The following is a 25,835-nucleotide window of genomic DNA, read 5'->3' on the forward strand; positions in this document are numbered from 1 at the left end:
GGCGAAGGCCGCACGGTAGTCGAACCAGTCGATCAGCATCCCCATCACCACGGGGGTGAGGGACGAACTGACCGCCTGGAGCGAGTTCTGCGCCGCCATCGCCCGACCCGCCCAGGCCATGCCCGCGGTCTCGGCCACCGCGGTGAACGTCAGCCCGTTGTGGCTCATGGTCGCCACCGCGGCGACGACCAGCAGCACCACGGCCGCCCCCGGCAGCGGCGACGCCACGGCGAGCAGCAGCAGCGCCGCCGACCCGCACCCGGCGATGATCCGCACCGGCCCGAGCCGACTGCCCACCCGGTCCGACCAGACCCCCGCGCCCAGCCGCGCCAGCGCACCGGGGACCTGCAACGCCGCCATCAGCGCCCCCGCCGCCGGTGCGCTCCAGGAGTGCTGCTCCACCAGGTACACCAGCGCGTACGTCACCACGGTGAACTGCGGCACGCCCAGCAGCATGCTCACCCCGTGCACACACCAGATCGTGGCGTACCGGTAGGGGGACGGGCCCGCCGCGGCCCGCTGCGCCCGCGCGCCGCCCTCAGCCCGGGGGCCGCCGGGCGGCACCGCGAAGAGCACCACCAGCGGGAGCACGGCCACCGCCAGGACACCCGGAAGCAGCATCGCCACGGTGAAGCCGTAGTGGTGGGCGAGCACCGGCAGCAGCGCGGCCGACATCCCCACGCCCAGCGGCTGCGCGGTCTGCCGCAGCCCCATTGCCAGGCCGCGCTCCCGCACCGTGAACCAGCCCATGACGAGACGGCCGCCCGCCGCGTTCACCGGGCCGCCCGCCGCCCCCACCAGGAACAGCAGGACGCCCGCGCCCAGCGGCGTGTCCACCACGGTGAACAGCGCGAGCACCCCCGCGGTCAGCGCCAGGCTCGCCGTCATGGTCACCCGCTCGCCGTAGCGGTCGATGACCACGCCCCAGCCCAGCAGGGTCAGCAGCAGCCCGAGGCTGGGCAGCCCGGCCAGCGTGCCCGCCTGGGTGACGGTGATCCCGTACGTCTGCCGCAGTTCCGGGATGACGAACGCCACCCCGAACAGCGCCGACAGGCTCGCCGTCTGCGCGACGATCGCCAAACACAGGATCAACCAACGTCTGCCCACGCGACGAGGCTAGACAACCCGCTGCCCGCCCCGACGACCGGCCCCGTCAGGCGAGGTACTGCTCCAGGTGGGCGCGCTCCGCCGGGGTCAGCCGACGCGGGCACTGCTCGGCGAGGTCGTAGGCGACCAGAACCGACAGCGCCCGCAGGTAGACCGCCTCGTCGTCGAGGATCTCGTAGCGCAGGGTGAAGCTGGCGTTCCTGATGCCGGTCACCCAGGTCTCCACCCGGAAGGGCGCGCGGCGCAGGGTCAGCGGGCGCAGGTAGTCGGCCTCGTGCCGGGCCACGACGAGGTCGCCGAAGATCTTCCGGTCGCCCTCCTCGTCCCAGCGCAGGAAGGAGACGCGGGCGTCCTCCAGGTAGGTCAGCATCCGCACGTTGTTGACGTGGTTCAGCGGGTCCAGGTCGGCGAAGCGGACCCGTCCGAGGTGGACGTGGCGCCGCCCGGACGCCGTTTCGCTGCCGGTGCCGTGGTTCAGGGCCGTTTCGCCCACTGCTCTCCCCCCATCGATCGCGTCTTCCCGATTGTGGCAAGCCCGGCCACGGCGCCCGCGGCCGGGCAGCGCACTCGCGCCCCGGGTCAGGGGACCCGCAGCCCGGTGTGGTGGGCGAGGAAGGCCAACTGGTCCGCGCTGAGCTGGACGCTGCGGCTCACCGACCGGGAGCTGTGCCCGACCTCGGCCTCCCTGCGCAGCAGGACGGGGGCCTGGTCGAGCGGAGCCGACGTGGCGTGCTGCAACGCCGCGCACATCTTGCGGGCGTGCAGCGGGTCCACCCGGGTGTCGTTGTCGAAGACCGTGAACAGGACCGCCGGGTAGCGCACCCCCTCGCGCACGTTGTGGTAGGGGGAGTAGGCCAGCAGCCAGTCCAGCGCCTCGGGGTCGTCGGCGCTGCCGTACTCCACGCTCCACAACTGGCCCAGGCCGAACCGCTCGTAGCGCACCATGTCCAGCAGCGGGGCCGAGCACACCGCCGCGGCGTACAGCTCCGGGCGCTGGGTGACCACCGCGCCGACCAGCAGGCCGCCGTTGCTGCCGCCCATCACCGCGAGCTGCTCCCGCGTGGTGGTCCCCGACTCGATGAGGTACTCGGCGGCGGCGTGGCAGTCGTCGAACACGTTCTGCTTGTTGCCGAGCATCCCGGCCCGGTGCCACTCCTCGCCCTCCTCGAGGCCGCCGCGCAGGGAGGCGACCGCGTAGACGCCGCCCGCCTCCACCCAGGCCAGCGCCGACGCCGAGTAGCCGGGGGTCAGCGAGATCGCGAAACCGCCGTAGCCGTACAGGAGGGTGGGACGGGGGCCGTCGGCGTCGGGCGGGGAGACCACCAGCATCCGCACCGGGGTGCCGTCCCGGGAGGTGTAGGTGACCTGCTCGGTGCGGACCCGGGGAGAGTCCACCGCTCCGGGAGGCCCCTCCCACAGGGACACCTCGCCGGTGCGCGCGTCGTAGCGGTAGACCGCGGTCGGCGAGGTGGTGTCGGTGTAGTTGAACCAGGCCTCGGCGCCGCCCTCGAAGCGGGTGGTGATACCGCCCACCGATCCCAGCCCGGGCAGTTCGAGGGCGCCGGTCCGCTGCCCCGTCGCCAGGTCGTGCACGCTGATCTCGCTGATCGCGTGCCGTTCCCAGAGCGCGAGCAGCACGGGCGTGTCCAGCTCCGCGCCGTCCAGGATCGCGTACCCGCTGAGCACCGCCTCCGGGTCGCTGTCGATCAGCGTGCGCCAGTGCTGCGGGCCGGGCGAGGCGGGATCGGCCACGCACAGTCGGCCGCGCGGCGAGTTGCGGTCGGTGAACAGGTACAGCCGCCCGTCCCTGCCCACGAACGGGAAGGACTCGGCGTCCACCCCGGTCTGGATCTCGGTGAAGCGCGGCGCCTCCGGGGAGGAGGCGGCCAGGTCCGCGATCCAGGCGTCGTTGCGCGGCGCGGTGCCCGGCGAGGCGGTCAGCGTCAGCCAGCGTCCGTCCCGGCTCACCGACACCCCGAAGTACTCGGTCTTGTCCCGGCCCTCCCCGAACACCAGCGGGTCGGAGTCGGGGGAGGAGCCCACCCGGTGCAGGTAGACCCGCCGGTGGTACTGCTCCTCCCCGTCCGGCACCTGCTCGGGCGGCAGGCGGCGCACGTAGTAGAAGGCGTCCTGGCCGGGCAGCCAGGCGATGGGGGAGTAGGAGCAGCGGTCGATCGGCCCGTCCACGGGCTCCCCGGTGGCGATGTCCATGACCCACAGCCGGGACTGCTCGTCGCCGCTCTCGGACAACTGGTAGGCCAGCAGCCGCCCCTCCGGATCGGGGACCCAGGCGTCCAGGGTGGTGGTGCCCTCCGGGTTCAGCGCGGTGGGGTCGACGAGCACCCGCTCCGTCTCCGAGCCGTCGCGGACGTACAGCACGGCGTGCTCCTGGTCGGCGGCGCGCCGCAGGAACAGGCAGCGCCGCCCCCGCCACACCGGGGAGCCCACGTAGCCGGCGCCCAGCAGCGCGCGCAGCCGGTCGCGGAACCGGTCGGTCGCGGCCCAGGTGCCGCGGACCCGGGCGAACAGGGCGTCCTGCGCTCGGGACCACTCCTTGGTGGCGGCCGAGTCGGCGTCCTCCAGCCAGCGGTAGGGGTCGGAGACGGTGCGGCCGTGCAGGACCTCGGTCAGTTCCTGGCGCTCCGCAAACGGGTAGGAGGGGAGGTGGGACATGTCCAGCACTCTAGCCGCAGCGTCGCGGCGCCCGGGGGTGTCGCCGTTCCCCCTCCACGCCGGTCCGCGGTTTTCTGCGGCGCGGCGGGGAAATGGGGTGGCGGTGACCAGCCCCGACCAAGCAAACTGAATGAGGGACAGCACTCGGCGGGAACCACCCACGGGAGGTCCGTGTGGCAACGCTAAGCGCGCCGGCCGTCCGGCCGGTGCACAAGGAGGTCTCCTGGCTGGCCGACAGGCTGGCCGGGGAAGAGACACGGGCGACCGACACGTCGGACGCCGGGAGACGCTCATGAGCGCCCTGAGCGGTACGGAGGGCGGCCCACCAGTCCGCCGCCACGTGCTGCTGCTCAACGCCAGCTACGAACCCCTGACCACGGTGCCGCTGCGGCGCGCGATCCTGCTGGTGCTTCGGGAGAAGGCCGAGGTCGTGCACAGCGACGCCACCGGCGCCGTGTTCCACTCGACCACCGTGTCGCTGCGGGTGCCGTCGGTCATCCGACTACGCCGCTACATCCGGGTGCCCTACCGGCGCAGGGTCCCCCTGACCCGGGTGGCGCTCATGCGGCGCGACGGATACCACTGTGCCTACTGCGACAAGCGGGCCGAGACCATCGACCACGTGATCCCCCGCAGCCGGGGCGGCCAGCACGTCTGGGAGAACGTGGTGGCCGCCTGCCGGTCGTGCAACCACCGCAAAGCGGACCGACTCCTCGACGAACTCGGCTGGAAGCTGAACGTCACCCCCACGGTGCCGCGCGGCATCCACTGGCGCCTGATCGGCGAGACCCACAACGATCCTCTCTGGGCACCTTACATGGCCCGAGTACGGGTCTGAAACTCCGTCCCGGGCCGAGACGGTCTCCGGTCGGCCCGGGACGGCGCCCGCCCGCACCGGGGGGACGGGCGCGGCGCCGCCCGGCGGGGCGCGGCGCGTCCCGCCCCGTCGCACGGACGGGAGGCGCCGCGCGCCCCGGTCGTATCCTGGTCCCATGCCTCGTTACGAGTTCCGCTGCCGCGCCTGCGGCGAGACCTTCGAACTGTCCCGGCCCATGGCCGAGGCCAACGAACCGGCCGAGTGCCCGAACGGGCACGACGACACGGTCAAGCTGCTGTCCACCATCGGGGTGAGCGGCCTCGCCCAGGCCCCGCGTCCGGCCGGGGGCGGCTGCTGCGGGGGCGGCTGCTGCGCCTGACCCGCGTCCGGTGCGGGGCGGTCCCGAGACGGGGCCGCCCCGCACGCAGGTCAGGGGCGGATCTGCTCGACCTGGCTGATGTCGCGGGCCGCGCCGGTGGAGGCCGAGGTGGCCATCGCCGCGTAGGCGCGCAGCGCCGCGCTCACCGGACGCTGCCGGTTGCGGGGCCGGAACCCGCCCAGCTCCTTGAGCAGCCGCTCGCGGCGGGTCTTCAGCTCGTCCTCGGGGACCTCGAGGGTGATCGACCGGTTGGGGATGTCGATGGTGATGATGTCGCCGTCCTCGACCAGGGCGATGTCGCCCCCGGCGGCCGCCTCCGGGGAGGCGTGCCCGATGGACAGGCCCGAGGTGCCGCCGGAGAACCGGCCGTCGGTGATCAGCGCGCACGCCTTGCCCAGGCCGCGGCCCTTGAGGAAGCTCGTCGGGTACAGCATCTCCTGCATGCCCGGGCCGCCCTTGGGCCCCTCGTAGCGGATGACCACCACGTCACCGGGCTGGACCGCCTTGTTGAGGATGCCGTCCACGGCGTCCTCCTGGCTCTCGAAGACCTTGGCCGGGCCGCTGAAGGTCCACAGCTCCTCCTCGACGCCCGCGGTCTTGACGATCGCGCCGTCGGGGGCGAGGTTGCCCTTGAGCACGGCCAGACCGCCGTCGGCGGTGTAGGCGTGCTCGACCGAGCGGATGCACCCCGAGACGCGGTCCAGGTCGAGCGAGTCCCACCGGGTGTCCTGCGAGAACGCCTCGGTGCTGCGCTTGCCGCCGGGCGCCGCGTGGAACAGCTCCACCGCCTCGGGCCGCACGTTCGGCGAGGCGATGTCCCAGGCGTCCAGGTACTCGCCGACCGTCAGGCCGTGCACCATGGGCAGCGAGGTGTCCAGCAGGCCGGCGCGGGCCAGCTCGCCCATGATCGCGGGGATGCCGCCCGCCCGGTGCACGTCCTCGATGTGGTACTTCTCGCTGTTCGGGGCGACCTTGCACAGGCACGGCACCCGGCGCGACAGCGCGTCGATCTCGTCCAGGCCGAAGTCGACGCCCGCCTCGGTGGCCGCGGCCAGCAGGTGCAGGATCGTGTTGGTGGAGCCGCCCATGGCCACGTCCAGCGCCATCGCGTTGCCGAACGCCGCCGGGGTGGCGATGGACAGCGGCAGCACCGAGTCGTCGTCGTCCTCGTAGTAGCGCCGCGCCGCCTCCACGACGAGCCGCCCCGCGTCCCGGTAGAGCTGCTTGCGCGCGGTGTGCGTGGCCAGCACGGTCCCGTTGCCGGGCAGCGCCAGGCCGATGGCCTCGGTCAGGCAGTTCATCGAGTTGGCGGTGAACATGCCCGAGCAGGAGCCGCAGGTGGGGCAGGCCGCCTCTTCCAAGGCGTCCAGCTCGTCCTGCGAGACGCTCTCGTCGGCGGAGGCGATCATCGGGTTGATCAGGTCGAGCTTGCGCACCGTGGTGGCGGTGCCGTCGACGACGGTGACCTTCCCGGCCTCCATCGGCCCGCCCGAGACGAACACGGTGGGGATGTTCAGCCGCAGCGCCGCCAGCAGCATGCCGGGGGTGATCTTGTCGCAGTTGGACACGCACACCAGCGCGTCCGCGCAGTGCGCGTTGACCATGTACTCCACGGCGTCGGCGATCAGCTCCCGGCTGGGCAGGGAGTACAGCATGCCGCCGTGGCCCATGGCGATGCCGTCGTCGACCGCGATGGTGTTGAACTCGCGCGGCACCCCGCCCGCCTCGCGCACCGCGTCGGCCACGACGTCGGCGACCTCGCGCAGGTGCACGTGTCCGGGCACGAACTGGGTGAAGCTGTTGGCGACCGCCACGATGGGTTTGCCGAAGTCCTCACGGGCCACGCCGGTGGCGCGCAGCAGCGCGCGGGCACCGGCCATGTTCCTGCCGTGGGTGACCGTCCGTGAACGAAGCGCGGGCATGGAAGTCTGCTCCCGTCGAGAGAAGAACCGGTACCGGTGGCGGGACGGAGACGGTGGGGTCCTCGCCGACGGTCCGTGCGGCGTGCCCTGTGGGGGGTGCCGCGCTGAGTCAGAACTGGAGTCGTTCTTCCGATGGTAGTGCCCCCGCCCGACCGTCGGCACCGTCACCGCGGCGGGCGCCGCGCCCCCCGGGAGCAGGACGGCGGGGCGGCCGCCGGGGCCGCCCCGCCGCGCGGACGACAGGGGAGGGGAGGGTCAGTACCGCGGCGGCAGCACCTTCTTGGCCGCCTGGTAGATCTCCTCGATCTCCTCCTCCGACAGCCGGTCCTTTCCGCTGCGCAGCCACTTGCGGACCTTGGTGCCGACGATGATGTCGACCCCGCGCAGCCGGTGGCTGTCCCACGGCATGCTGGGACCGTAGATCGCCAGTGCGGGGCGTACCTTGATCTCGCGGCCCAGCTCCTGGGAGATCAGCCGCTCGGCGTTGCGCGCCTCGGCCAGCGCCTCGTCGATGCGTTCGTTCTTGGAGAACCGGCCGTGGTAGAGCTGCTCCAGCTTGTTGCGGAGCGGCAGCCGCTTGTCCCAGGACTCGGAGTCGATGGCGAAGGCGCCGCGCCGCCCCACGATGAAGTGGTCGATCTGGCCGTTGCCGTCCTGGATGCGCCGGGCGTGCAGCACCCGGTAGCCGAAGCGCTGCATGACCCGCAACTGCGCCTCGGTGCGCCGCTGGGCGGAGGAGGGCCTGCGCCACTGCGGGACCTCGGACTGGCGCTGGGAGGTGTAGACGACGAAGCCGACGAGCACCGCGGCCCCGGCGGTCACGCCCACCCGCCAACTGCCGGTCAGCAGGCCGAGGACCAGCACCGCGACCAGGCAGGCGGCGGCCTTGGGCAGCCAGCGGCGCACCGAGGCGGGCTGCATCAGCGAACGGTAGGTCCGCACCAGCACGTCCGTCCTGGGTGCTGCGGGTCTGCTGACGGGCCGGGTGAAGGGGGAGGGGCCGTCCTTCTCCCGCCGGACCTCGTCGTCGGTGGTCGGGGGCTCGTCCGGTCTGGTGCTTGTTGCCGATTCCACGCTTCAGAAGGGTAGTTCTATTCGCAGGGCGCTCCTAGTCCACGGGAGCTCACACTTTTGTTCCCCTTCCGACGCCTGACCCCGGGTGTCCGCGCCCCGCTGACCGGGAAGAATCACTGTTCACCCGTTTTCACCGCCCGGGGCCGCCCCCGCCGCCTAGCCTGGGCCCGTGAGCGAGATCCACGACCTGACCGCGGTGCGCCAGGCGGCGCTGTTCCGCAGCCGGGAGCTGTCCCCCGTCGAGGTGACCGACCACTACCTGGACCGGATCGAGCGGCTCGGCGACGCGGTGGGGGCCTTCGTTACGGTCACCCCGGAACTGGCCCGACGGCAGGCCCGCGACGCGGAGCGGCGGCTGCTCTCCGAGGAGCCGGAGCGGCTGCCCCCGCTGCTGGGCCTGTGCGTGCCGGTCAAGGACCTGGACATGGTCGCCGGGGTGCGCTGCACCCTCGGGTCGGCCGTGTTCGCCGACCGCGTCGCCGACGCCGACGAGGGCTACGTGGTCGAACTGCGGCGCGCGGGGGCGGTCCTGCCCGGCAAGACCAACACCCCCGAGTTCGGGCTGTCCTGCCACACCGAGAACGAGGTCGCCCCGCCCGCCCGCACCCCGTGGGACACCGCCTGTTCGGCGGGCGGCTCCAGCGGCGGCGCGGCGGCCGCGGTGGCCGCCGGGCTGGCGCCGCTCGCCCAGGGCAGCGACGGCGGCGGGTCGATCCGCATCCCCGCCGCCGCGTGCGGGCTCTACGGGATCAAGCCCACCCGGGGCCGGGTCACCACGGCCCCGCTGCGCACCGACCTGTTCGGGCTGTCCGTCACCGGTCCGCTGGCCCGCACGGTCGCCGACGCCGCCCTGCTGCTCGACGCGATCACCCTCGGCGACGCGGGCGACCCCTACCCGGCGCCGCCGCTGCCCCGGGGCGAGACCTTCCTGGCCCACGCCGGGCGTCCCCCCGCACGGCTGCGCCTGGCCTGCTTCGCCTCCCCGCCGCTGCCCGGCGTCCAGGTGCACCCCGACGTGCTGGCCGCCTACCGCGACACCGCGCTGCTGCTGGAGAAGCTGGGGCACGACGTCACCGAGATCGAACCGCCCTTCGACGGCTCCCACATGCGCCACTTCGCGACCGTGTGGGCGGCGACCGCGGCCGCCGTCCCCGTTCCGGCCGCCGACGAGCACCGGCTGCAACCGCTGACCCGCTGGCTGCGCGAACGGGGGCGGGCCACCCCCGCCCCCGACTACCTGGAGGCCGCCGCGCAGTTGCGCCGCTTCGCCCGGCTCGCGCTGACCGTGTTCGCCCCCTACGACGCGGTCCTCACCCCCACCCTGGCCGTGCCGCCGGTCCCGCTGGGGCACTTCACCGCGGCCGCCGACCCCGCCGAGGAGTTCGCGCGGATGAACGCCTTCACCCCGTTCGGCAACATCGCCAACATCACCGGCCAGCCCGCGGCGACCCTCCCGCTGCACACCACCGCCGACGGACTGCCCGTCGGGGTGATGCTCACCGGGCGGATCGGCGGGGAGGCGACGCTGCTCTCCCTGTCGGCCCAACTGGAGGAGGCGCGGCCCTGGCTGGACCGCCGCCCCGAGATCTGGCACCGCTAGGCCGCCGGCCGCGGACCGTCCTCCCGCTCCGGGGCCCGCGACGCGGACCCGCGGCCCGTCCGCCCCGCCCCCAGGGTGAGCACGGCGGACAGCAGCACCATGGCCGTGCCGCCCGCCACGCCCAGCGCGGGGCCGCCCAGGTCCACCAGCCATCCGGTCACCGGGGCGGAGGCCGCCACCCCGGTGGTGATGCCGGTGTTCATCCAGCCGAACGCCTCGGCGCGCCGCTCGTGCGGTGCGGCGTCGCCGATCTGCTCGGTGGCCGCCGCCAGCGTCGGGGCGATCGCCAGCCCGGCGACGAACAGCACCGGGGCCAGCAGCCACGGCGTGGGCAGCTCCAGCACCGGCGGCAGCAGCGGGATGAGCAGCGCGATGCCCGCCGTGGCGGCGAACGCCCGGCGGCTGAGCCGCGGCCTGCCCGCCAGGCCGCCCGCGACCAGTCCGCCGACCAGGGAGCCGCAGGACCAGATCGCCGCGAGTATCCCGGCGCCCCCGGGACGGCCCATCTCCCGCGCCCACGCCACGATGACGAGGTCCACGGCCGCCAGGCCGGCGATCAGCAGCAGGCACACGACGACCAGGAGCGCCAGCTCCGGGAGGCGCATCAGGGACCGGTTCCGGTTCCCGCCCGCCGGGGCGGCCTCGGGGCCGTGCTCGGGAGGCTCGGCCAGGCCCGCGCGCCGGATCGCCACGGCGAAACCGGTGGAGCCCGCCACCGACACCGCCGCGATGAGCAGCACCGCTCCCACGCCGCCGCCCATGCCGACGGCCGCGGCCGCCACCAGCGGGCCCAGGACGAACACGAGCTCCTGGAAGGTGGACTCGGCCGCGTACATGGCGGTGCGGGTCTGCCCCGAGGTCAGCCGGGGCCACAGTGCGCGGCCCACCTGCGAGGCCGGGGGAGTGAACAGGCCGGTGACCAGGCACAGCGGGAAGGCCAGCCACCACAGGGAGGCGGGCAGCAGGGCCAGCACCACCAGCCCCGCCCCGTAGCAGAGCCCGCACAGGGTCATCAGCCGGTCGGTGCGCCCCCGGTCGGCGCTGCGGCCGCGCAGCGGCCCGGCCACCGCGGCGCCCACGGTCAGTGTGGTGCTGACCGCTCCGGCCAGGGCGTAGGAGCCGGTCCAGTCGGCCACCAGGAAGGTGATGCCGATCGGCAGACCGGCGATGTTCATCCGGGCGACCAGCGACCAGACGAACAGTTCCGGCAGGTGGGGGACGGACAACAGAGGGCGGTAGGACTTGAGCACCAGACAAGTATGACCAGATTCGTAGGATGATTCCTCCAGTTTTTTAGTAGAAAGCAGGACGATTCACTGACAAAGAGGAGAAAACTGGTCGGCTGCGCGACTGGCGGACGGAGATACCGCTGATCAGAGCCCCTCTGAGGCATGATCGGATGGTGTGAGCGATGCTGAACTGGTCCGACTGGCCGAAGAACACGGCGTCTCGACGAGCTACGCCGACTGGCGGGGCGTGCGGACCGCGGTCTCCGTGGACACTCTGCGCCACGTGCTCACCGCCCTGGGAGTGGACGTCAGCGACCCCGCCGCCGCCCTCGCCGCGCACCGGGAGCGGCGGGCCGCGCGGCTGCTGCCCCCGGCCGTCGTCACCCGCCACGGGCGTGCCCCGCGCCTGACGCTTCCCGACGGCGCCCGCACCTGGGTGGAACTCGCCGGCGGGGAGCGCGCCGAGGCGGGAGCCACCCTGCCGCTGGGCGTGCACCGGCTGCACGTGGAACACGGCCGCAGCCACCAGCACGCGCCCCTGCTGGTGGTGCCCGACCGGCTGCCCCGGCCCGTGCACCGCCGGGTGTGGGGCCTGATGGCGCAGTTGTACTCGGTCCGCTCCCGCGTCTCCTGGGCCATGGGCGACCTGCGCGACCTCACCGAGCTGTCCACCTGGGCGGCGCGCGACCTGGGCGCCTCCTTCGTCCTGGTCAACCCGCTGCACGCCACCGAGCCGCTGCCGCCCCTGGAGGCCTCCCCCTACCTCCCGGTCAGCCGCCGCTACGCCAGCCCGCTCTACATCCGCATCGAGGACGTCCCCGAGTACGGGAGGCTGAACTCCGTCCAGCGGGAGACGGTCCAGCGGCTCGCCCGCCCGCTGCGCGACCGGGGCCGCACCGCCGACCTGCTGGACCGCGACGCGGTCTGGCAGGCCAAGCGCGCCGCCCTGGAGGTCATCCACCAGGTCCGCCGCCCCGCCGGACGGGAGCAGGCGTTCCGCGCCTACCTGGCCCGCGAGGGCGAGGCCCTGGAGTCCTACGCCACCTGGTGCGCGCTCGCCGAGGAGTACGGCCCCGACTACCGGCGCTGGCCGGAGCCGCTGCGCGACGCCGGATCGGCCGCGGTCCGCGCCGAGGCCCGGCTGCGCCGGCAGAGCGTCGACTTCCACCGCTGGATGCAGTGGATCCTGGACGAGCAGCTCGCCGCCGCGCAGGCCGGCGCCCGACGCGCCGGGATGGACATCGGGATCGTGCACGACCTCGCCGTCGGAGCGCAGAGCGGCGGCGCCGACGCGTGGATGTACCGCGACGCGCTCGTCTCCGGAGTCCACGTCGGAGCGCCCCCCGACGAGTTCAACCAGCAGGGGCAGGACTGGGGGCAGCCGCCCTGGCACCCGGTCCGCCTCGCCGAACAGGGCTACGGCCCGTTCCTGGAGCAGTTGCGCCAGGTGGCGCGGCACGCCGGAGGCATCCGGATGGACCACGTGATGGGCCTGTTCCGGCTGTGGTGGGTGCCCGAGGGGGCCTCCCCGGCCGACGGCGCCTACGTGCGCTACGACCACGAGGGCATGGTCGGCGCGCTGCTGCTGGCCGCCCACGAGGCCCGCACCCTGGTCGTGGGCGAGGACCTGGGCACCGTCGAACAGCGGGTCCGCGACCACCTGGCCGAACGCGGGGTGCTGGGCACCTCGGTGCTGTGGTTCGAGCAGGACGAGAAGGGGGTCCCGCACCGCCCCGAGTCCTGGCCCGTCGGCTGCCTGGCCACCGTGGCCACCCACGACCTGCCGCCGGTCGCCTCCTACGTCACGGCCGAGCACGTGGAACTGCGCGCCCACCTGAACCTGCTGACCCGGCCCGTGGAGGAGGAGCGCGCCGACGCCGAGGCGCGGGTCGCCGCCTGGCGCGCGCTGCTGGTCGAGCTGGGCCTGCTCGACCCGTCGGTCGACCCGGTCGCCGACCCCGCGGCGGTGGTCGCCGCCCTGCACGACTACCTGGCGCGCACCCCCTCCCTGCTGGTCGGCGCGGCCCTGACCGACCTGGTCGGCGACCACCGCATGCAGAACCAGCCGGGGACCAGCACCGAGTACCCGAACTGGCGGATCCCGCTCACCAACGGAGAGGGGGAGCCGGTGTTCCTGGAGGACCTGTCCACCAACCCCGAGCAGGCCGCGGCGGTGCGCGCCGCGTTGGGCGCCCTGGCCGACCTGGCTCCGCAGCCCCGTCCCGGCGGGGAGCTGCCCGCGCCCCGCCGCCCGGCGCCCCCGATCCTGCGCCCGCGACCGGGACGTCCGGGGCCGCCGTAGGGGGGACTGCTCCCGCCCGGGGAGGGGACGGCCCGCACAACGGCGACGGCCGCCGCGCACGGTGCGCGGCGGCCGTCTGCGGTGTCGGTCCTCAGCCCGCCGCCTCGGCGTCGCGGGCCTGGGCGTGCAGCGCGCGCTCCACGCCCGCGCGGCCCTCCAGCAGCAGGCGGCGCAGCGCCGGGGCCGGGTCCGCCGACTCCAGGTAGGCGTCGGTGCGGCGCAGCGTCTCCTCCTCGATCAGGTAGCCCGGGTAGGCGAACTCGGCGAAGGTCTGCGCGAACTCGCCGGTCCACTTGGCCCACGCCTCGGCGAGCTGGTCGAAGTAGCGGTCCACGTAGGGGCGGAGCAGCTCGGCGTGGGCGGGCTCGGTGAACCCGCCGAGGGTCGCCCGGAACTCCGCGTTGGCCAGGGTGCCGCCGGTGATCCGCTCCCAGGCCGTCGCCTTGGCGTCGGCGGTGGGAATGGCGGCCCGGCAGCCCGCGGCGGCCCGCTCGCCCGCGGCGGTGGGGTCGCGCTCCAGCTCGGCGGCGATCTCGTCCTCGCCTGCGACCCCGGCCGCGACCAGGCGGCGCAGCAGCGTCCAGCGCAGGTCGGTGTCGACCTTCAGCCCGTCCACCTCGATCGCCCCGTCGTAGATGCCGCGCAGCAGCGACAGGTGCTCGGCGGAGCGCGCCGCGTCGGCGAACCCGTGCGCGTAGGCCAGTTGCAGGTCGCTGCCGGGCTCGGCGGAGGTGAGCAGCTCCCGCAGCCGGGTGGCCAGCAGGTCGAAGCCCTCCTCCCGCCAGTCCGGGGAGACGTAGTTGACCAGCGCGGAGACCGCCTGGCGCTGTAGCGTCTGGGCCACCGCGACGTCGCTGACCCCCGCCAGGTTGGCGGCGACCAGGCGCACGTAGTCGCGCGCGGGCATCTCGCCGTCGCGGGTCATGTCCCAGGCCGCGGCGAAGGCCAGCGCGCGCGGCAGCGACTCGACGATCTCGCCGACGCTCTCCACCACGGTGCGCAGGCTCCGCTCGTCCAGGCGCAGCTTGATGAAGGTGAGGTCGTCGTCGTTGATCAGCACCAGGTCGGGCTGGGCCTTGCCGACCAGCTCGGGCACCTCGGTGCGCTCCCCGCTGACGTCCAGCTCCACCCGCTCGCGGCGCACGATGCCCTTGTCGGTGCGGTCGTACAGGCCGATGGCCAGGCGGTGCGAACGCAGCGTCGGGTGGTCGGCCGGGGCCTCCTGGAGCACCGCGAAGGAGGTGAAGTTGCCGTCGGCGTCCACCTCGAAGGAGGGGCGCATGGTGTTGACGCCCGCGGTCTCCAGCCACTCCCGCGACCAGTTCGACAGGTCGCGCCCGGACGCCTCCTCCAGCTTCACCAGCAGGTCCGACAGCTCGGTGTTGCCCCAGGCGTGCTCCTTGAAGTAGGCGCGCAGGCCGGCGAAGAACTCGTCCACGCCCACGTAGGCCACCAACTGCTTGAGCACCGAGGCGCCCTTGGCGTAGGTGATGCCGTCGAAGTTGACCTCGACCGCCTGCATGTCGGGCATGTCCGCGGCGATCGGGTGGGTGGAGGGGAGCTGGTCCTGGCGCAGCGCCCAGGCCTTCTCCACGTTGGCGAAGGTGGTCCAGGCGTCCGTCCACCGGGTCGCCTCGGCCTGGCAGTACACGCTGGCGAACGTGGCGAACGACTCGTTCAGCCACAGGTCGTCCCACCAGCGCATGGTGACCAGGTTGCCGAACCACATGTGCGCCATCTCGTGCAGGATCGTCTCGGCGCGGCGCTCGTAGCGGGCCTCGGTGACCCGCGAGCGGAAGACGTAGTCCTCCAGGAAGGTGACCGCTCCGGCGTTCTCCATCGCCCCGGCGTTGAACTCCGGCACGAACAACTGGTCGTACTTGCCGAAGGGGTAGCGGATGCCGAAGACCCGGTGGAAGAAGTCGAAGCCCTGCTTGGTGACCTCCAGGATCGCGTCGGCGTCCAGGTACTGGGCGAGGGAGGCGCGGCAGTACACGCCCAGCGGGATGCCGTCGTGCTCGTCGCGCACCACGTGGTAGGGGCCGGCGACGAGCGCGGTGATGTAGGTCGAGATCCGCTTGGTCGGCGGGAAGTGCCAGCGCACCGCCGTGTCGTTCTTGGCCGGCTCGCGCACCACGTCGGGCGCGGTGTTGGAGACCACCTCGAAGTCCGCGGGGGCCAGCACGGTCAGCTCGAACGTCGCCTTGAGGTCGGGCTGGTCGAAGCAGGCGTACATGCGGTGCGCGTCGGCGGTCTCGAACTGGGTGTAGAGGTAGACGTTGCCGTCGACGGGGTCGACGAACCGGTGCAGGCCCTCGCCGGTGCGCATGTAGGCGGCGTCGGCCACGACGCGCAGCTCGTTGTCGGCTTGCAGAGAGGGCAGGGTGATCCGCTCCCCGTCGAACACCTCGGCCACGTCGAGCGCGGTCCCGTTCAGGCGGACCTCGTGCACGGTGGGGGCCGTCAGGTCCACGAAGCTCGTCGCCCCCGGCTCGGAGCAGGCGAACCGGATCACGGTGGTGGAGGTGAAGGTCTGGTCGCCCGAGGTGAGGTCGAGTTCCACGGCGTAGGAGTCGACGTCGAGGATTCTCGCCCGCTCCCGTGCCTCCTCACGTGTCAGATTGCCTGCCACGACCCGCTCCCTTCACAGACGTTCTCGGTGTCGGCCGCGTCGGGGCCCGCGCCCACGGAACGCGGGCGGACGGCCACCGTCGGGTGATGCGGTTCGATCCTGCCACGCCGCAGAGCGGAATGCGGAACCGATCACGGTGGTTTCTCCTTGCAGAGCTGGGCGTTTTACGGGTTTCGCCCGGCTTCTTGGTGTCAGGCTAAGGAGAAGGAACAGTGAGTGACGAGCGCATCCCCGTGGACCTGTGGTTCGACCCCCTCTGCCCGTGGGCCTGGATCACCTCGCGCTGGCTGCTGGAGGTCGAGAAGGTCCGCCCGGTGCGTCCGCGCTGGCACGTCATGAGCCTCGCCGTGCTCAACGAGGACAAGGACGTGCCCGAGGAGTACCGGGAGATGCTGCGGACCCAGGCGTGGTGGGGGGTGCGCGTGGCCGTCGCGGTCGAACAGCGCCTGGGCAACGAGGAGCTGGGCCGCTTCTACACCGCGCTGGGCACCCGGCTGCACAACCGGGGCGAGCCGCGGGCCGTGGAGACCATCGCGGCGGCGCTGGCCGACGCGGGACAACCGGCGGAGCTCGTCGAAGCAGCACTGAGCACTGACTACGATGAGGCCCTGCGCAAGTCGCACCATGACGGCATGGACAGGGTCGGCCAGGAAGTGGGCACTCCCGTGATCGCGGTCGAGGATGTCGCCTTCTTCGGCCCCGTTGTGTCCCCCGCCCCCAAGGGCGAGGCCGCCGGTCGGTTGTGGGACGGCGTTCTGCTGGTTGCGGGAACCGACGGGTTCTTCGAGCTCAAGCGGAGCCGCACCCGCGACCCCATCTTCGACTAGCCGCGACGGTGTGAAGGAGCGAGCATGAGCGAACCGGACGAAGAGCGCGTGGTCGTCTTCGACGACGAGCTGGAGATCCTGCCCGACACCACCTCCGACGAGTACGGCGCGGGCTGGGGGGAGTCGGCCGAACAGGAGGAGCGGTCCCGCATGGAGGAACTGCTCGGCGATGTCCCCCCGCACTGGGCCTGACCGCTTTGCCGACCCCATACCTGCTGGTGAGGAACGCTAGCATCGTCTTTGGTGAGTATTTTGTCCGTTCCTGCCGAGGTGGTGTGAGTTGAGCAAGAAGGCAGAGTCCAAGGCGGTTCCGCTGAGCAAGGACATCAGGCTCCTGGTGGCCATCAACCTGGTCTTCCTCCTGGCCGCCGTCGCCTTCGGCGTGCTGGGCGCGGCGGTCACCTTCGCCGCCGTCTGAGACCGGGGGACGTCGTCCGCCGCCCGGCGGCCCCGAGCCGCCGGGCGGCCCTCCCGGGCGCACCACGCCCCCGGGCGACCTGTCAGACTGGGGCCGTGCGTATCTACATCGGATCTGACCACGCCGGCTACGAACTCAAGCAGCACCTCGTCTCCTGGCTGCGGCAGCAGGGGCACGAGGTGGTCGACGCCGGCCCGGCCGTCTACGACGCGGCCGACGACTACCCGCCGTTCGTGCTGCGCGCCGCCGAAGGGGTGGCCAAGGACCCCGAGGCGCTCGGCATCGTGCTCGGCGGCTCCGGAAACGGCGAGCAGATCGCCGCGAACAAGGTCAAGGGTGTGCGTTCGGCGCTGGTCTGGAGCACCGAGACGGCCAGGCTCGCCCGGGAGCACAACAACGCCAACGTGATCAGCATCGGTGCGCGGATGCACTCGCTGGAGGAGGCCACCGGCTTCGTCGAGGTCTTCCTGAACACGCCGTACAGCGGTGAGGAACGCCACAGCCGACGGATCCGGATGCTGTCCGACTACGAGACCACCGGGCAGCTCCCGCCGCTTCCCTAGCAGGACACGACCGGAACCGGCCGGCGCCGGGGAGCCGGGCGGGGCGTCCGCAGCGCTGCCGTGGTGCGGACAGGGCCCCTCTCCCGTCTCCCCGGAGCGGCCGGGCCGTGCTCCGCGCGCGGGGGAGCGCTCCGAAACAAGGGGACACGGCCGGGCCGCACCGCGCCCGTTCCCGAACGGACGGGGACGGCACTCGGCGCGCTACCCCGGACGGTACCCCGCCGCGGCCCGCCCGGACAGTCTCCCGGTGGGGACAGAGTCCTCACCCCGCGGGCTCAGAAGATCCTCGAGCAGTGCGGCGCCGCCGGCACGGCCAGCGCCGCGGACAGCTCCAGGACCGCCCTCGGACGCGACTGGCGCACCAGGCCCGCGGCCGCGTACCCGGTCAGCGGCTCGCCGCCCAGGTACGCCGAGCTCAGCACCTCCACGTCGAGGGAGAGGTCGGGGCTCCGGTCGGTGCGCTCGCAGTGCGCCGAGCCGCCCTCCGCGCGCAGCCGCCAGCGTCCCCGGTTCCACGGGCACACCGCGTCGGCCACCTCGACCACCACGTCCACCGGCGCCGCGTAGCGGCGCTCCGCCAGGGCCCGCGGCAGGTCCACCAGCCGCCCCCACAGCCCGGTGTTCGGGGTCCACCGCGCCCGGTGCCGGTCCGCCAGCAGGTACAGCAGGGGGTCGTCGGCGGGCCGCAGCCCGGCCGTGACCCGCCCCACCAGGTCGCGGTTGAGCAGGAACTCCCACAGCCGCACCAGCGCCGTCGGCCGGACGGCGAACAGCTCCACCACGTCGAGGACGCCGTCGGCGTTGCCGAAGTCGTCGAAGCCCTGCCTGGTCCGGTACAGCGCGTACCCCACCGGCTCGGCGCCGTCCTCCACCAGGACGCACCTGGGCGGGTTGAACCCGTCCCGCTGCTCCCCGACGGGGTCGAGCAGCCGGTCCCACCACCACCCGGTGCGGCGGAACTCGCCGGTGCGACCGCCCAGGGCGGCCTCGTGGACCCGGGCCATCTCCGCCCGGACCTCGTCGGGGGCGGCCAGGCGGGTCCGCAGGGCGGGATCGCGCGGGGCGTCCGCGCGCAGCGCCCCCTCGCCGCGGTGCACGGTGACGGTGCCCAGCAGCGACCCCAGGCCGTAGCCGAACCGCCCGTAGATGCCGCCCTCGGAGGCGAAGAGCAGGGACACCGCCTCCTCGCCGCGTTCGTGGACGTCGCGCAACTGGCGGCGCATCAGCGCGGTGAGCACGCCCCGGCGGCGGTGCGTGGGCAGCACGCCGACCGCGGAGACGCCCGCGACCGGGCGGATCCCCCCGGGCAGTGCGGACTCGAAGGAGAACAGCAGCGTGGTGCCGACGATCCGGTCGCCGTCGAAGGCGGCGAGCGTGCGCTCCAGGTCGACGACGGTGCGCAGCGACTCGACGCGTCCCTCGGCGGGCAGCAGCAGCGCCTCGCAGAAGGTCTGGCAGAATTCGGGGAACTCGGCCTCGGTCACGGGACGGACCGGCCACGGAGCGTCCGGAGCCGACTGGTGTGATGCGGGCATGGCATCCTGCCTACCCGCCCGCCGAGGCAGCGCGCCACCAGTTTTTCTGTCCGAATCCCCGCGCCCGGTCACTGGTGGGGGGCGAGTGCACTGTTGTTACGGAAAGTGACCAAAGAAGCGTGCTGGGCGGGACACGCGGAAAACATGAGAGATTTTTCGCTTTCTTTCGGCTGAGAAGGCCCGACCGTATCGCTGACGGACGGGCTTGGAGAGGTCCATACTGAACCATGGGCTGTTCTGTGCGTTTCCCCGTGTGTACGCTGGGCGGATATCGGTTGGCCCGTTATGGGAAGTCTCGTCGTGAGTGGACGCGGGGCAGCGTGCTTGGGCAGGTTTCGCGCGCTACAGTTCGGCAACGATGAGCACTTCTCCACCCGCCCGCTTCCTCCGCTCCGTCCACGCGTTGACAGAGCGTGTTCTGGCGTTCCTCCGACGCAAAGTGCTCTTCCGCTACCGCCTCGTCCTCATCGTCTTGGTCCTGCTCGCCGTCGGGATCGGCGTCGGCGCGGTGTGGGGTCCGGAGGGCTGGTTCCCGCCCAGCGCGGTCATCCTCACCGTCCTGGCCGGCGGCCTGCTGCTCAAACGCCGCAGCCTGGCCTTCCTGCTCGCCGTCGTGGCCGTGGTCCTCGCCTTCACCGCCGTCGCGCTGGACCTCAGCCAGGTGGGGCCGGGCCTGGCCGTCACCATCGGTGTCACCGCGGTCGTGGCCTACCTCCTGTCAGGGGTGCGCGAGCGGCTCGGGGTCCACGGACTCGACGGCGAGAAGATGCTCCTGGAGCTGCGCGACCGCATCAAGGCCCAGGGGCGGCTGCCGGACCTGCCCGAGGGGTGGCACACCGCCAAGGTGCTGCGGCAGGCGGGAGGATCCTCCTTCGGGGGCGACTTCGTGGTCTCCCTGCTCCGCGACGACCGGCTCGACATCGCGGTGGTCGACGTCTCGGGCAAGGGAGTCGACGCGGGCACCCGCGCGCTGCTGCTCTCCGGGGCCTTCGGCGCGCTGATCGGCGCGGTGCCGCGCGGCGAGTTCCTGGAGCACTGCAACGACTACCTCATCCGCACCGCCAGCGGCGAGGGGTTCGTCACCGCGGTGCACCTGAGCGTCGACCTCTCCACGGGCGAGTACCTGCTCACCTCGGCGGGGCACCCGCCCGCCGTGCAGTTCGACCACACCACCGGGGCGTGGAGCACCACCGAGGCCAAGGGGGTCGTGCTCGGGGTCATCCCGTCGATGAACTACACGCCGGTGCACGGTCGGCTGCGGCCGGGCGACGCCATCATGCTCTACACCGACGGCCTCGTCGAGACCCCCGGGGAGGACCTCGACGCGGGGGTGGACCGGCTGCTCGGCGCCGCCGAGAGCCTGGTGGCCGTGGGTTTCGGCCCCGGCACCGACCGGCTGGTCGACACGCTGAGCAAGGACAAGAACGACGACCGCGCCCTCGTGGTGCTCTGGCGGACCCGCTGAACACCTCCGCCGCCACGCGGCGTACGGTTTTCTGGGAACACGGCCGTGTCCGCCGCGTCGGCGGACCAGCGCCGGGAAGACTTCTCCTGGGGTCCGCGCCCGCTGCCGCGGGGACCCTCCGCAGTCCCGGCGAGGTCGCCGTGCCCGCCCGCGTGCGCCCGACGGCGACGACACCGTCCCGGTCGCTGCGTCACGGTCCACGCCCGCGCTGACCGCAGGGAGGAGGTGCGGTGTCCCCGGCCCGTGCGGGACGGCAGGGGCCACACCGCGATTCAGATGACCGACGCTGAGAAGCCGGTCGAGTTGGCCGACCTGCTCGACACCAACGACCTGGTCGGGATGCGGCTGTGGCTGGCCGAGCATCCGCCCTACGAGATCGCCGACGCGCTGGCCCGCCTCCCCCCGGAACGCGCCATCGTCCCCTTCCGGCTCCTGGACAAGGACCGCGAGCTGGAGGTCTTCGAGGAGCTCGACCCCGGCCAGCAGCAGGCGATCCTCGTGGGGCTGCGCGACTCGGCCTTCCGGGAGCTGCTGGAGAAGATGGAGCCCGACGACCGGGCCCGCCTCATCGGGGAGGCTCCGGCCAAGATCGCCGCGCGGGCGCTGGCCGGACTGAGCCCGGCCGAACGCCGCATGACCGCGGCGCTGCTGGGCTACCCGGAGAACTCTGTCGGCCGGTTCATGACCCCCGACACGGTGGTCCTCCACCGCGACCTCACGGTCGCCCGGGCCCTGGAGGTGGTGCGGGCCAAGGGCGCCGAGGCCGAGACCGTCTACGTGCTGCCCGTCGTCGACCACGGGCGCCGCCTCTCCGGCCTGGTGCAGTTGAGCGACCTGGTCACCAGCTCCCCCGACACCCTGCTCAAGGACCTGGTGGACGTGTTCACGCCCCGCACCTACGCCACCGACCCGGCCGAGGACGCCGCCCGCCTCATGCAGGAGGCCAACCTCGTCGCGCTGCCCGTGGTCGACTCCGAGGAGCGCTTCGTGGGCCTGCTCACCTTCGACGACGCCCTGGAGCTGATCGAGGCGGCCGACTCCGAGGACATCGCCCGCCAGTCCGGTTCCCAGCCGGTCCACGGGCACTACGCCGCGGTCGGCGTGCTGCGCCTGGCCCGCGCCCGCGCGGCCTGGCTGCTGCTGCTCATCATCGCCTCCACGCTGACCGTCAACGTGATGCAGGGCTTCGAGGCGACCCTGGAGCAGGTGACCGCGCTGGCCCTGTTCGTCCCGATGCTCACCGGCACCGGCGGCAACGTCGGCTCGCAGTCGGCCACCGCCGTGGTGCGCGCCCTGGCCGTGGGCGAGGTGCGGCTGCGCGACCTGCACCGGGTCGTCTGGAAGGAGGGACGGGTCGGCCTGCTGCTGGGAGCCATGCTCGCGGCGATCGCGCTCGTCATCGGCTCGCTGCTGGTGGGCACCGGGATCGCGGCCGCGGTGGCGCTGTCGGTGGTGGCCATCTGCGTCTGGGCGGCGGTCATCGGCAGCACCATGCCGCTGCTGGCCCGCCGGGTCGGGGTCGACCCCGCCGTGGTGTCCGCGCCGCTGGTCTCGACCCTTGTCGACGCCACCGGCCTGCTCATCTACTTCTCCGTCGCGCGCGCCGTCCTGGGAGTGTGAGACGCGCGGCGCGCATGACCCCGGCCGGTGCGGGCAGAGGGAGGGCGCGGTGCGGGGCAGCGGGCCCCGCGCTCCTCCGGAAGGGATCGACCATGGGCATGAAGGACACCTTCGACAAGGCCAAGAAGCTCGCCGGACAGCACAGCGACAAGGCGGAGCAGGGCATCGACAAGGCGGCCGAGCACGCCAAGCAGCGGACCGGCGGCAAGTACGACGAGCACATCGACAAGGCCGGCGGGAGCGCCGGCGAGTACGTCAGGAAGCAGGGCGAGCAGGACCGGGAGCGCTGAGCGGACGCGCCCCGGGCGCCCGGGGCGGAGGCGGCCCGAAGGTCAGGTCGCCGCGCCGCGCCGCGGCCGCTCCTGGGCGGCGAACTGGGTCCGGTACAGGGCGGTGTACAGACCGCCGCGCGCCAGCAGCTCCTCGTGGGTGCCGCGCTCCAGGATGCGGCCGTCCTCCAGCACCAGGATCAGGTCGGCCTCGCGCACCGTGGCCAGCCGGTGGGCGATGACCAGCGAGGTCCGCCCTCGCAGCGCCTCGGACAGGGCCTGCTGCACCGCCGCCTCCGACTCGGAGTCCAGGTGGGCGGTGGCCTCGTCCAGCACCACGACCGAGGGGGCCTTCAGCAGCAGCCGGGCGATGGCCAGCCGCTGCTTCTCCCCGCCCGACAGGCGGTAGCCGCGGTCGCCGACCATCGTGTCCAGCCCGTTGGGCAGCGCCTCCAGCAGCGGCCCCAGTTGCGCGGCGCGCATCGCCGCGACGAGCTCCTCGTCGGTGGCGTCCGGGCGGGCGTAGCGCAGGTTCGCCCCGATGGTGTCGTGGAACAACTGGGTGTCCTGGGTGACCACCCCGACCGCGTCCCGCAGCGACTGGCCGCGCACCCGGCGCAGGTCCACCCCGCCGACGCGGACCGTGCCCTCGGTGGGGTCGTACAGCCGCGCCACCAGGTGGGTCAGGGTCGTCTTGCCCGCTCCGGACGGGCCGACCAGGGCCACCAACTGGCCGGGGTGCACGGTGAACGAGATGTCGCTGAGCACCTGGGAGTCCTCGGCGTGCTCCGGCTGCGGCACCAGCTCCAGGGAGGCCAGTGACGCCTCGGGGCCCGGGTAGCGGAAGGAGACCCGGTCGAACTCCACGGACAGGCCGCCCCGGGGCAGGTCCACCGGGTGCTCGGGCTCGGCCACCGACGGCTCCAGGTCCATGACCTCGAAGACGCGCTCGAAGCTGACCAGGGCCGTCATGACGTCCACCTGGACGTTGGACAGCGCGGTGACCGGGCCGTACAGCCGGGTCAGCAGGGTCGCCAGCGCCACCAGGGAGCCCAGGTCGATCGCGCCTTGCAGTACCAGGTTGCCGCCCGCGCCGTAGACCATCGCGGTGGCCAGCGCGGTGATCAGCCCGAGCATGGAGTAGAGCAGGCCGCCGTAGATGCTCTGGGTGACCCCGATGTCGCGGACCCGCCCGGCCCGCGAGGCGAACTCCGCGCTCTCCTCCTCGGGGCGGCCGTACAGCTTGACCAGCATGGCGCCGCCCACGTTGAAGCGTTCGGTCATCAGCGAGCTCATCTCCGCGTTGAGGTCCATGCTCTCGCGGTGCACCCGGGCCAGGCGGCGGCCCAGGTACTTGGCGGGCACGAGGAACAGCGGGATCACCGCCAGGGCGGCCAGGGTGATCTGCCACGACAGGGCGAACATCGTGCTGAGCACCGCCGCCACGCTGACCGCGTTGGCGACCAGCGATTGCAGCACCGACGTGACGGCCTTCTGCGCGCCCACCACGTCGGTGTTGAGCCTGCTGATCAGCGACCCGGTCTGGGTGCGGGTGAAGAACGCCAGCGGCATGCGCTGCACGTGCGTGAACGCCCGGGTGCGCAGCAGGTAGATGACCCCCTCGCCGATGCTCGCCGACAGCCACCGCCCGGTCAGGTTGAGGCCCGTCTCCAGCAGCGCCAGCACGGCGACGGCCACCGCCAGCCAGGTCACCAGGGAGGCGTCGGCGCCGCCGATCCCGCGGTCGATGATCGCCTTGAGCAGCAGCGGGTTGGCCACGACGATGCCGGAGCCGGCCGACGTGGTGAGCACGAACAGCAGGATGCGCCGCCAGTGCGGGCGGGCGTAGCCGAGGATCCGCCGCGGGGTGTCCGGACGGATGGCCGCCTTCCTGGCCGAACCGTCGTTGACCAGGGTCCGGATGGTGCGCGGTCCACCCATCATCATCGCTGTGCCACCCTTCGTGCGGCGGAGGCGGGCCGACCGCGGTCCTGCCGCGACCGGCCGACCTTCCGGTCTTCGTCCCGTCCCGCGGGGCTACAGGGAGCGGGCAAGCTGTCCCAGGGTCGCCGTGGTGGAGCGGCCCAGGGTCAGCGGCAGCTCCCAGGCCTGCGCACCCAGTTGCGCGGCGCCCTGCCGCTTGGCCTCGGCGTAGGGGTCGCCCTCGGTGTAGGCCAGCGCCGCGGGGCGCAGCGGGGAGAGCAGCTCGGCGTAGTGCTGCCAACTGACGGCGCTGGGCGGCCCGGAGATGATGAACACCCCGTCCACGCAGGCCAGGGCGGCGAGGACCTCGGCCCGCTCCTCGGCGGGGTTGACCGGCCGTTCCGGCCCCTTCCAGGCGCGGACCCGTTCGTCCGACTCCACGCCGACGACGAGGGGGAAGCCCCGGGCGCGCACGCTCCTGAGGTAGCGGACGTGCCCCACGTGCAGGATGTCGAAAGCCCCGGTGACGACCGCCGGGCGCTCCGTGCTGGCCGGCCGGGAGACCCAGTCCAGCGTCAGCGAGGGCGCGGCCTCCCGCGTCGGATCGGTTCCCGTCATCTTCCACCCATCGAGAAGCCCTGGCGCACGACCGCGCGCCGAGGGGCGCCCGAGAACTCCGGTCGGGCGCTGTGTGCGGTTCTGACCTGACGATACCCCCGCCCCGCCGTGCGCCGCCCGCGCGGTCGGCCCGGCGGCGGGCCGCGTGCCCGGGAGGAGCGGGCGGTGCCGGGCGGGGGAGCCGGACCGTCCCGCGAAGAGGTCTGACCCGTCAAAAAGTGACGTAGAACACACCGATAGCGGTGGGGTGGTGCCGTGACGGACAGGAGGGGATGGGGCGGGGCGAACCGGTCGAAACAGGGGGCGGCGGAGTCGGTGGGCCCGGACCGCTCCGGGGCCGCCGCGGGTGTCACCGGCTGGGCAAGCCGAAGGCCAGGCCGGGCGGAAGACCGCCTCTGACCTGGCCTTTCGACAGCAGAGCGGGTGACGGGAATCGAACCCGCACGGCCAGCTTGGAAGGCTGGAGTTCTACCATTGAACTACACCCGCATGGCGCGGCATCCGCCGAGTTTCCTCTAGACTCGTGGAGCCGACGGAGACAAGATTACCGCCTCCGCGATGCGGGTCGTGCACTGTGCCGCGAACCCGCGTGGTCCACGGGGAGTGGCGCAGCTTGGTTAGCGCGCATGCTTTGGGAGCATGAGGCCGCGGGTTCGAATCCCGCCTCCCCGACGAGACGGTCGACGGCCCGCTGGACTCCCCGTACCGGCAAACCGTCGTCCCCTTCGTGTCTGCCCTAGACTGAGCGTGATCGCAGACCGCAGGACCACGCTGAAGATCCTGGAGATCACAGCAGTCTCTGGACGTCCGCCGGTCGGCGCCGGTCGACCACCGCCCTGCCGCGGTGCGCCGGGTGCCGTGC

Annotated in this window: 21 protein-coding genes and 2 tRNA genes; 12 read left to right on the top strand and 11 right to left on the bottom strand. The window is 73.0% G+C overall.

Annotated elements, in window-relative coordinates; genetic code table 11:
- The 3 genes from AC529_RS14700 to AC529_RS14710 all read right to left on the bottom strand — a co-directional run.
- On the bottom strand, positions 1-1,107 hold a 1,107-nt coding region (locus AC529_RS14700; RefSeq protein WP_232306755.1), incomplete at its 3' end, for an MFS transporter.
- Positions 1,108-1,153: 46 nt separating this feature from the next.
- The gene (locus tag AC529_RS14705) at positions 1,154-1,600 is read right to left on the bottom strand and encodes an acyl-CoA thioesterase (RefSeq protein WP_068757695.1); all 447 of its coding nucleotides are present in this window, start codon (positions 1,598-1,600) and stop codon (positions 1,154-1,156) included.
- Between the two features lie 86 nt (positions 1,601-1,686).
- On the bottom strand, positions 1,687-3,780 hold the full coding sequence (locus AC529_RS14710; protein WP_068757697.1) for a prolyl oligopeptidase family serine peptidase: 2,094 nt from the start codon (positions 3,778-3,780) through the stop codon (positions 1,687-1,689).
- Positions 3,781-4,120: 340 nt separating this feature from the next.
- Here AC529_RS14710 and AC529_RS14715 point away from each other — a divergent pair, with 340 nt between their 5' ends.
- Complete coding sequence (locus AC529_RS14715) at positions 4,121-4,618, top strand: HNH endonuclease (protein ID WP_068757699.1); 498 nt, start codon at positions 4,121-4,123, stop codon at positions 4,616-4,618.
- A gap of 154 nt (positions 4,619-4,772) precedes the next feature.
- Positions 4,773-4,976 carry an FmdB family zinc ribbon protein gene (locus tag AC529_RS14720; protein ID WP_068757701.1) on the top strand — a complete coding sequence of 68 codons (204 nt, stop codon included), beginning with the start codon at positions 4,773-4,775 and terminating at the stop codon, positions 4,974-4,976.
- Positions 4,977-5,026: 50 nt separating this feature from the next.
- On the opposite strand, the gene ilvD is transcribed toward AC529_RS14720, so the two are convergent.
- Together ilvD and AC529_RS14730 are read right to left on the bottom strand one after the other, a co-directional pair.
- Positions 5,027-6,898, bottom strand: coding sequence for a dihydroxy-acid dehydratase (ilvD, locus tag AC529_RS14725; RefSeq protein ID WP_083948288.1), 1,872 nt, complete (start codon positions 6,896-6,898; stop codon positions 5,027-5,029).
- 255 nt (positions 6,899-7,153) lie between these two features.
- The gene (locus AC529_RS14730; RefSeq protein WP_083948323.1) at positions 7,154-7,819 is read right to left on the bottom strand and encodes a nuclease-related domain-containing protein; all 666 of its coding nucleotides are present in this window, start codon (positions 7,817-7,819) and stop codon (positions 7,154-7,156) included.
- Between the two features lie 322 nt (positions 7,820-8,141).
- On the opposite strand from AC529_RS14730, the gene AC529_RS14735 reads away from it, so the two are divergent.
- Positions 8,142-9,572, top strand: a complete 1,431-nt coding sequence (locus tag AC529_RS14735) for an amidase (protein WP_068757703.1) — start codon at positions 8,142-8,144, stop codon at positions 9,570-9,572.
- On the opposite strand, the gene AC529_RS14740 is transcribed toward AC529_RS14735, so the two are convergent.
- Positions 9,569-10,822, bottom strand: a complete 1,254-nt coding sequence (locus tag AC529_RS14740) for an MFS transporter (RefSeq protein WP_232306756.1) — start codon at positions 10,820-10,822, stop codon at positions 9,569-9,571. The two genes, AC529_RS14735 and AC529_RS14740, sit on opposite strands and share 4 nt — an antisense overlap.
- Before the next feature lie 154 nt (positions 10,823-10,976).
- Here AC529_RS14740 and malQ point away from each other — a divergent pair, with 154 nt between their 5' ends.
- Entirely contained in the window at positions 10,977-13,103 is a 2,127-nt protein-coding gene (malQ, locus tag AC529_RS14745) for a 4-alpha-glucanotransferase (RefSeq protein WP_068757705.1), read from the top strand.
- Positions 13,104-13,194: 91 nt separating this feature from the next.
- Here malQ and pepN read toward each other — a convergent pair whose 3' ends face one another.
- The gene (gene pepN / locus AC529_RS14750; protein WP_068757707.1) at positions 13,195-15,735 is read right to left on the bottom strand and encodes an aminopeptidase N; all 2,541 of its coding nucleotides are present in this window, start codon (positions 15,733-15,735) and stop codon (positions 13,195-13,197) included.
- Between the two features lie 212 nt (positions 15,736-15,947).
- Here pepN and AC529_RS14755 point away from each other — a divergent pair, with 212 nt between their 5' ends.
- The 4 genes from AC529_RS14755 (at position 15,948) to AC529_RS14760 (ending at position 17,543) form a co-directional block, all read left to right on the top strand.
- Positions 15,948-16,562, top strand: a complete 615-nt coding sequence (locus AC529_RS14755; protein ID WP_068757709.1) for a mycothiol-dependent nitroreductase Rv2466c family protein — start codon at positions 15,948-15,950, stop codon at positions 16,560-16,562.
- A gap of 24 nt (positions 16,563-16,586) precedes the next feature.
- Positions 16,587-16,754, top strand: a complete 168-nt coding sequence (locus tag AC529_RS20570) for a hypothetical protein (protein ID WP_198156441.1) — start codon at positions 16,587-16,589, stop codon at positions 16,752-16,754.
- A gap of 88 nt (positions 16,755-16,842) precedes the next feature.
- Complete coding sequence (locus AC529_RS20575) at positions 16,843-16,980, top strand: hypothetical protein (RefSeq protein WP_198156442.1); 138 nt, start codon at positions 16,843-16,845, stop codon at positions 16,978-16,980.
- A gap of 95 nt (positions 16,981-17,075) precedes the next feature.
- Positions 17,076-17,543, top strand: a complete 468-nt coding sequence (locus tag AC529_RS14760) for a ribose-5-phosphate isomerase (protein ID WP_068757711.1) — start codon at positions 17,076-17,078, stop codon at positions 17,541-17,543.
- A gap of 275 nt (positions 17,544-17,818) precedes the next feature.
- Here the strand turns inward: AC529_RS14760 and AC529_RS14765 are convergent, their stop codons facing one another.
- Positions 17,819-19,078: a GNAT family N-acetyltransferase gene (locus tag AC529_RS14765; RefSeq protein ID WP_068757713.1), complete on the bottom strand. Its 1,260-nt coding sequence runs from the start codon at positions 19,076-19,078 to the stop codon at positions 17,819-17,821.
- A 358-nt stretch (positions 19,079-19,436) separates the two neighbouring features.
- Between AC529_RS14765 and AC529_RS14770 the strand changes: the two genes are divergently transcribed.
- From AC529_RS14770 to AC529_RS14780, 3 genes are all read left to right on the top strand, one after another.
- Positions 19,437-20,543, top strand: coding sequence for a PP2C family protein-serine/threonine phosphatase (locus AC529_RS14770; RefSeq protein WP_068757715.1), 1,107 nt, complete (start codon positions 19,437-19,439; stop codon positions 20,541-20,543).
- A 276-nt stretch (positions 20,544-20,819) separates the two neighbouring features.
- Positions 20,820-22,163, top strand: coding sequence for a magnesium transporter (gene mgtE / locus AC529_RS14775; RefSeq protein WP_068758044.1), 1,344 nt, complete (start codon positions 20,820-20,822; stop codon positions 22,161-22,163).
- 92 nt (positions 22,164-22,255) lie between these two features.
- Positions 22,256-22,453, top strand: a complete 198-nt coding sequence (locus AC529_RS14780) for an antitoxin (protein ID WP_068757717.1) — start codon at positions 22,256-22,258, stop codon at positions 22,451-22,453.
- A 42-nt stretch (positions 22,454-22,495) separates the two neighbouring features.
- Here AC529_RS14780 and AC529_RS14785 read toward each other — a convergent pair whose 3' ends face one another.
- The 3 genes from AC529_RS14785 to AC529_RS14795 all read right to left on the bottom strand — a co-directional run bounded on the left by AC529_RS14785 (position 22,496) and on the right by AC529_RS14795 (position 25,462).
- On the bottom strand, positions 22,496-24,379 hold the full coding sequence (locus AC529_RS14785; protein ID WP_068757719.1) for an ABC transporter ATP-binding protein: 1,884 nt from the start codon (positions 24,377-24,379) through the stop codon (positions 22,496-22,498).
- A gap of 90 nt (positions 24,380-24,469) precedes the next feature.
- Positions 24,470-24,973 carry an adenylyltransferase/cytidyltransferase family protein gene (locus AC529_RS14790; RefSeq protein ID WP_068757721.1) on the bottom strand — a complete coding sequence of 168 codons (504 nt, stop codon included), beginning with the start codon at positions 24,971-24,973 and terminating at the stop codon, positions 24,470-24,472.
- 418 nt (positions 24,974-25,391) lie between these two features.
- Positions 25,392-25,462 (bottom strand) — tRNA-Gly (locus AC529_RS14795).
- A 108-nt stretch (positions 25,463-25,570) separates the two neighbouring features.
- Between AC529_RS14795 and AC529_RS14800 the strand changes: the two genes are divergently transcribed.
- A tRNA-Pro gene (locus AC529_RS14800) sits at positions 25,571-25,645 on the top strand.
- Positions 25,646-25,835: the final 190 nt, after the last annotated feature.

The organism is Thermobifida cellulosilytica TB100, assembly GCF_001517975.1.
GTDB classification, from domain to species: Bacteria; Actinomycetota; Actinomycetes; order Streptosporangiales; family Streptosporangiaceae; genus Thermobifida; species Thermobifida cellulosilytica.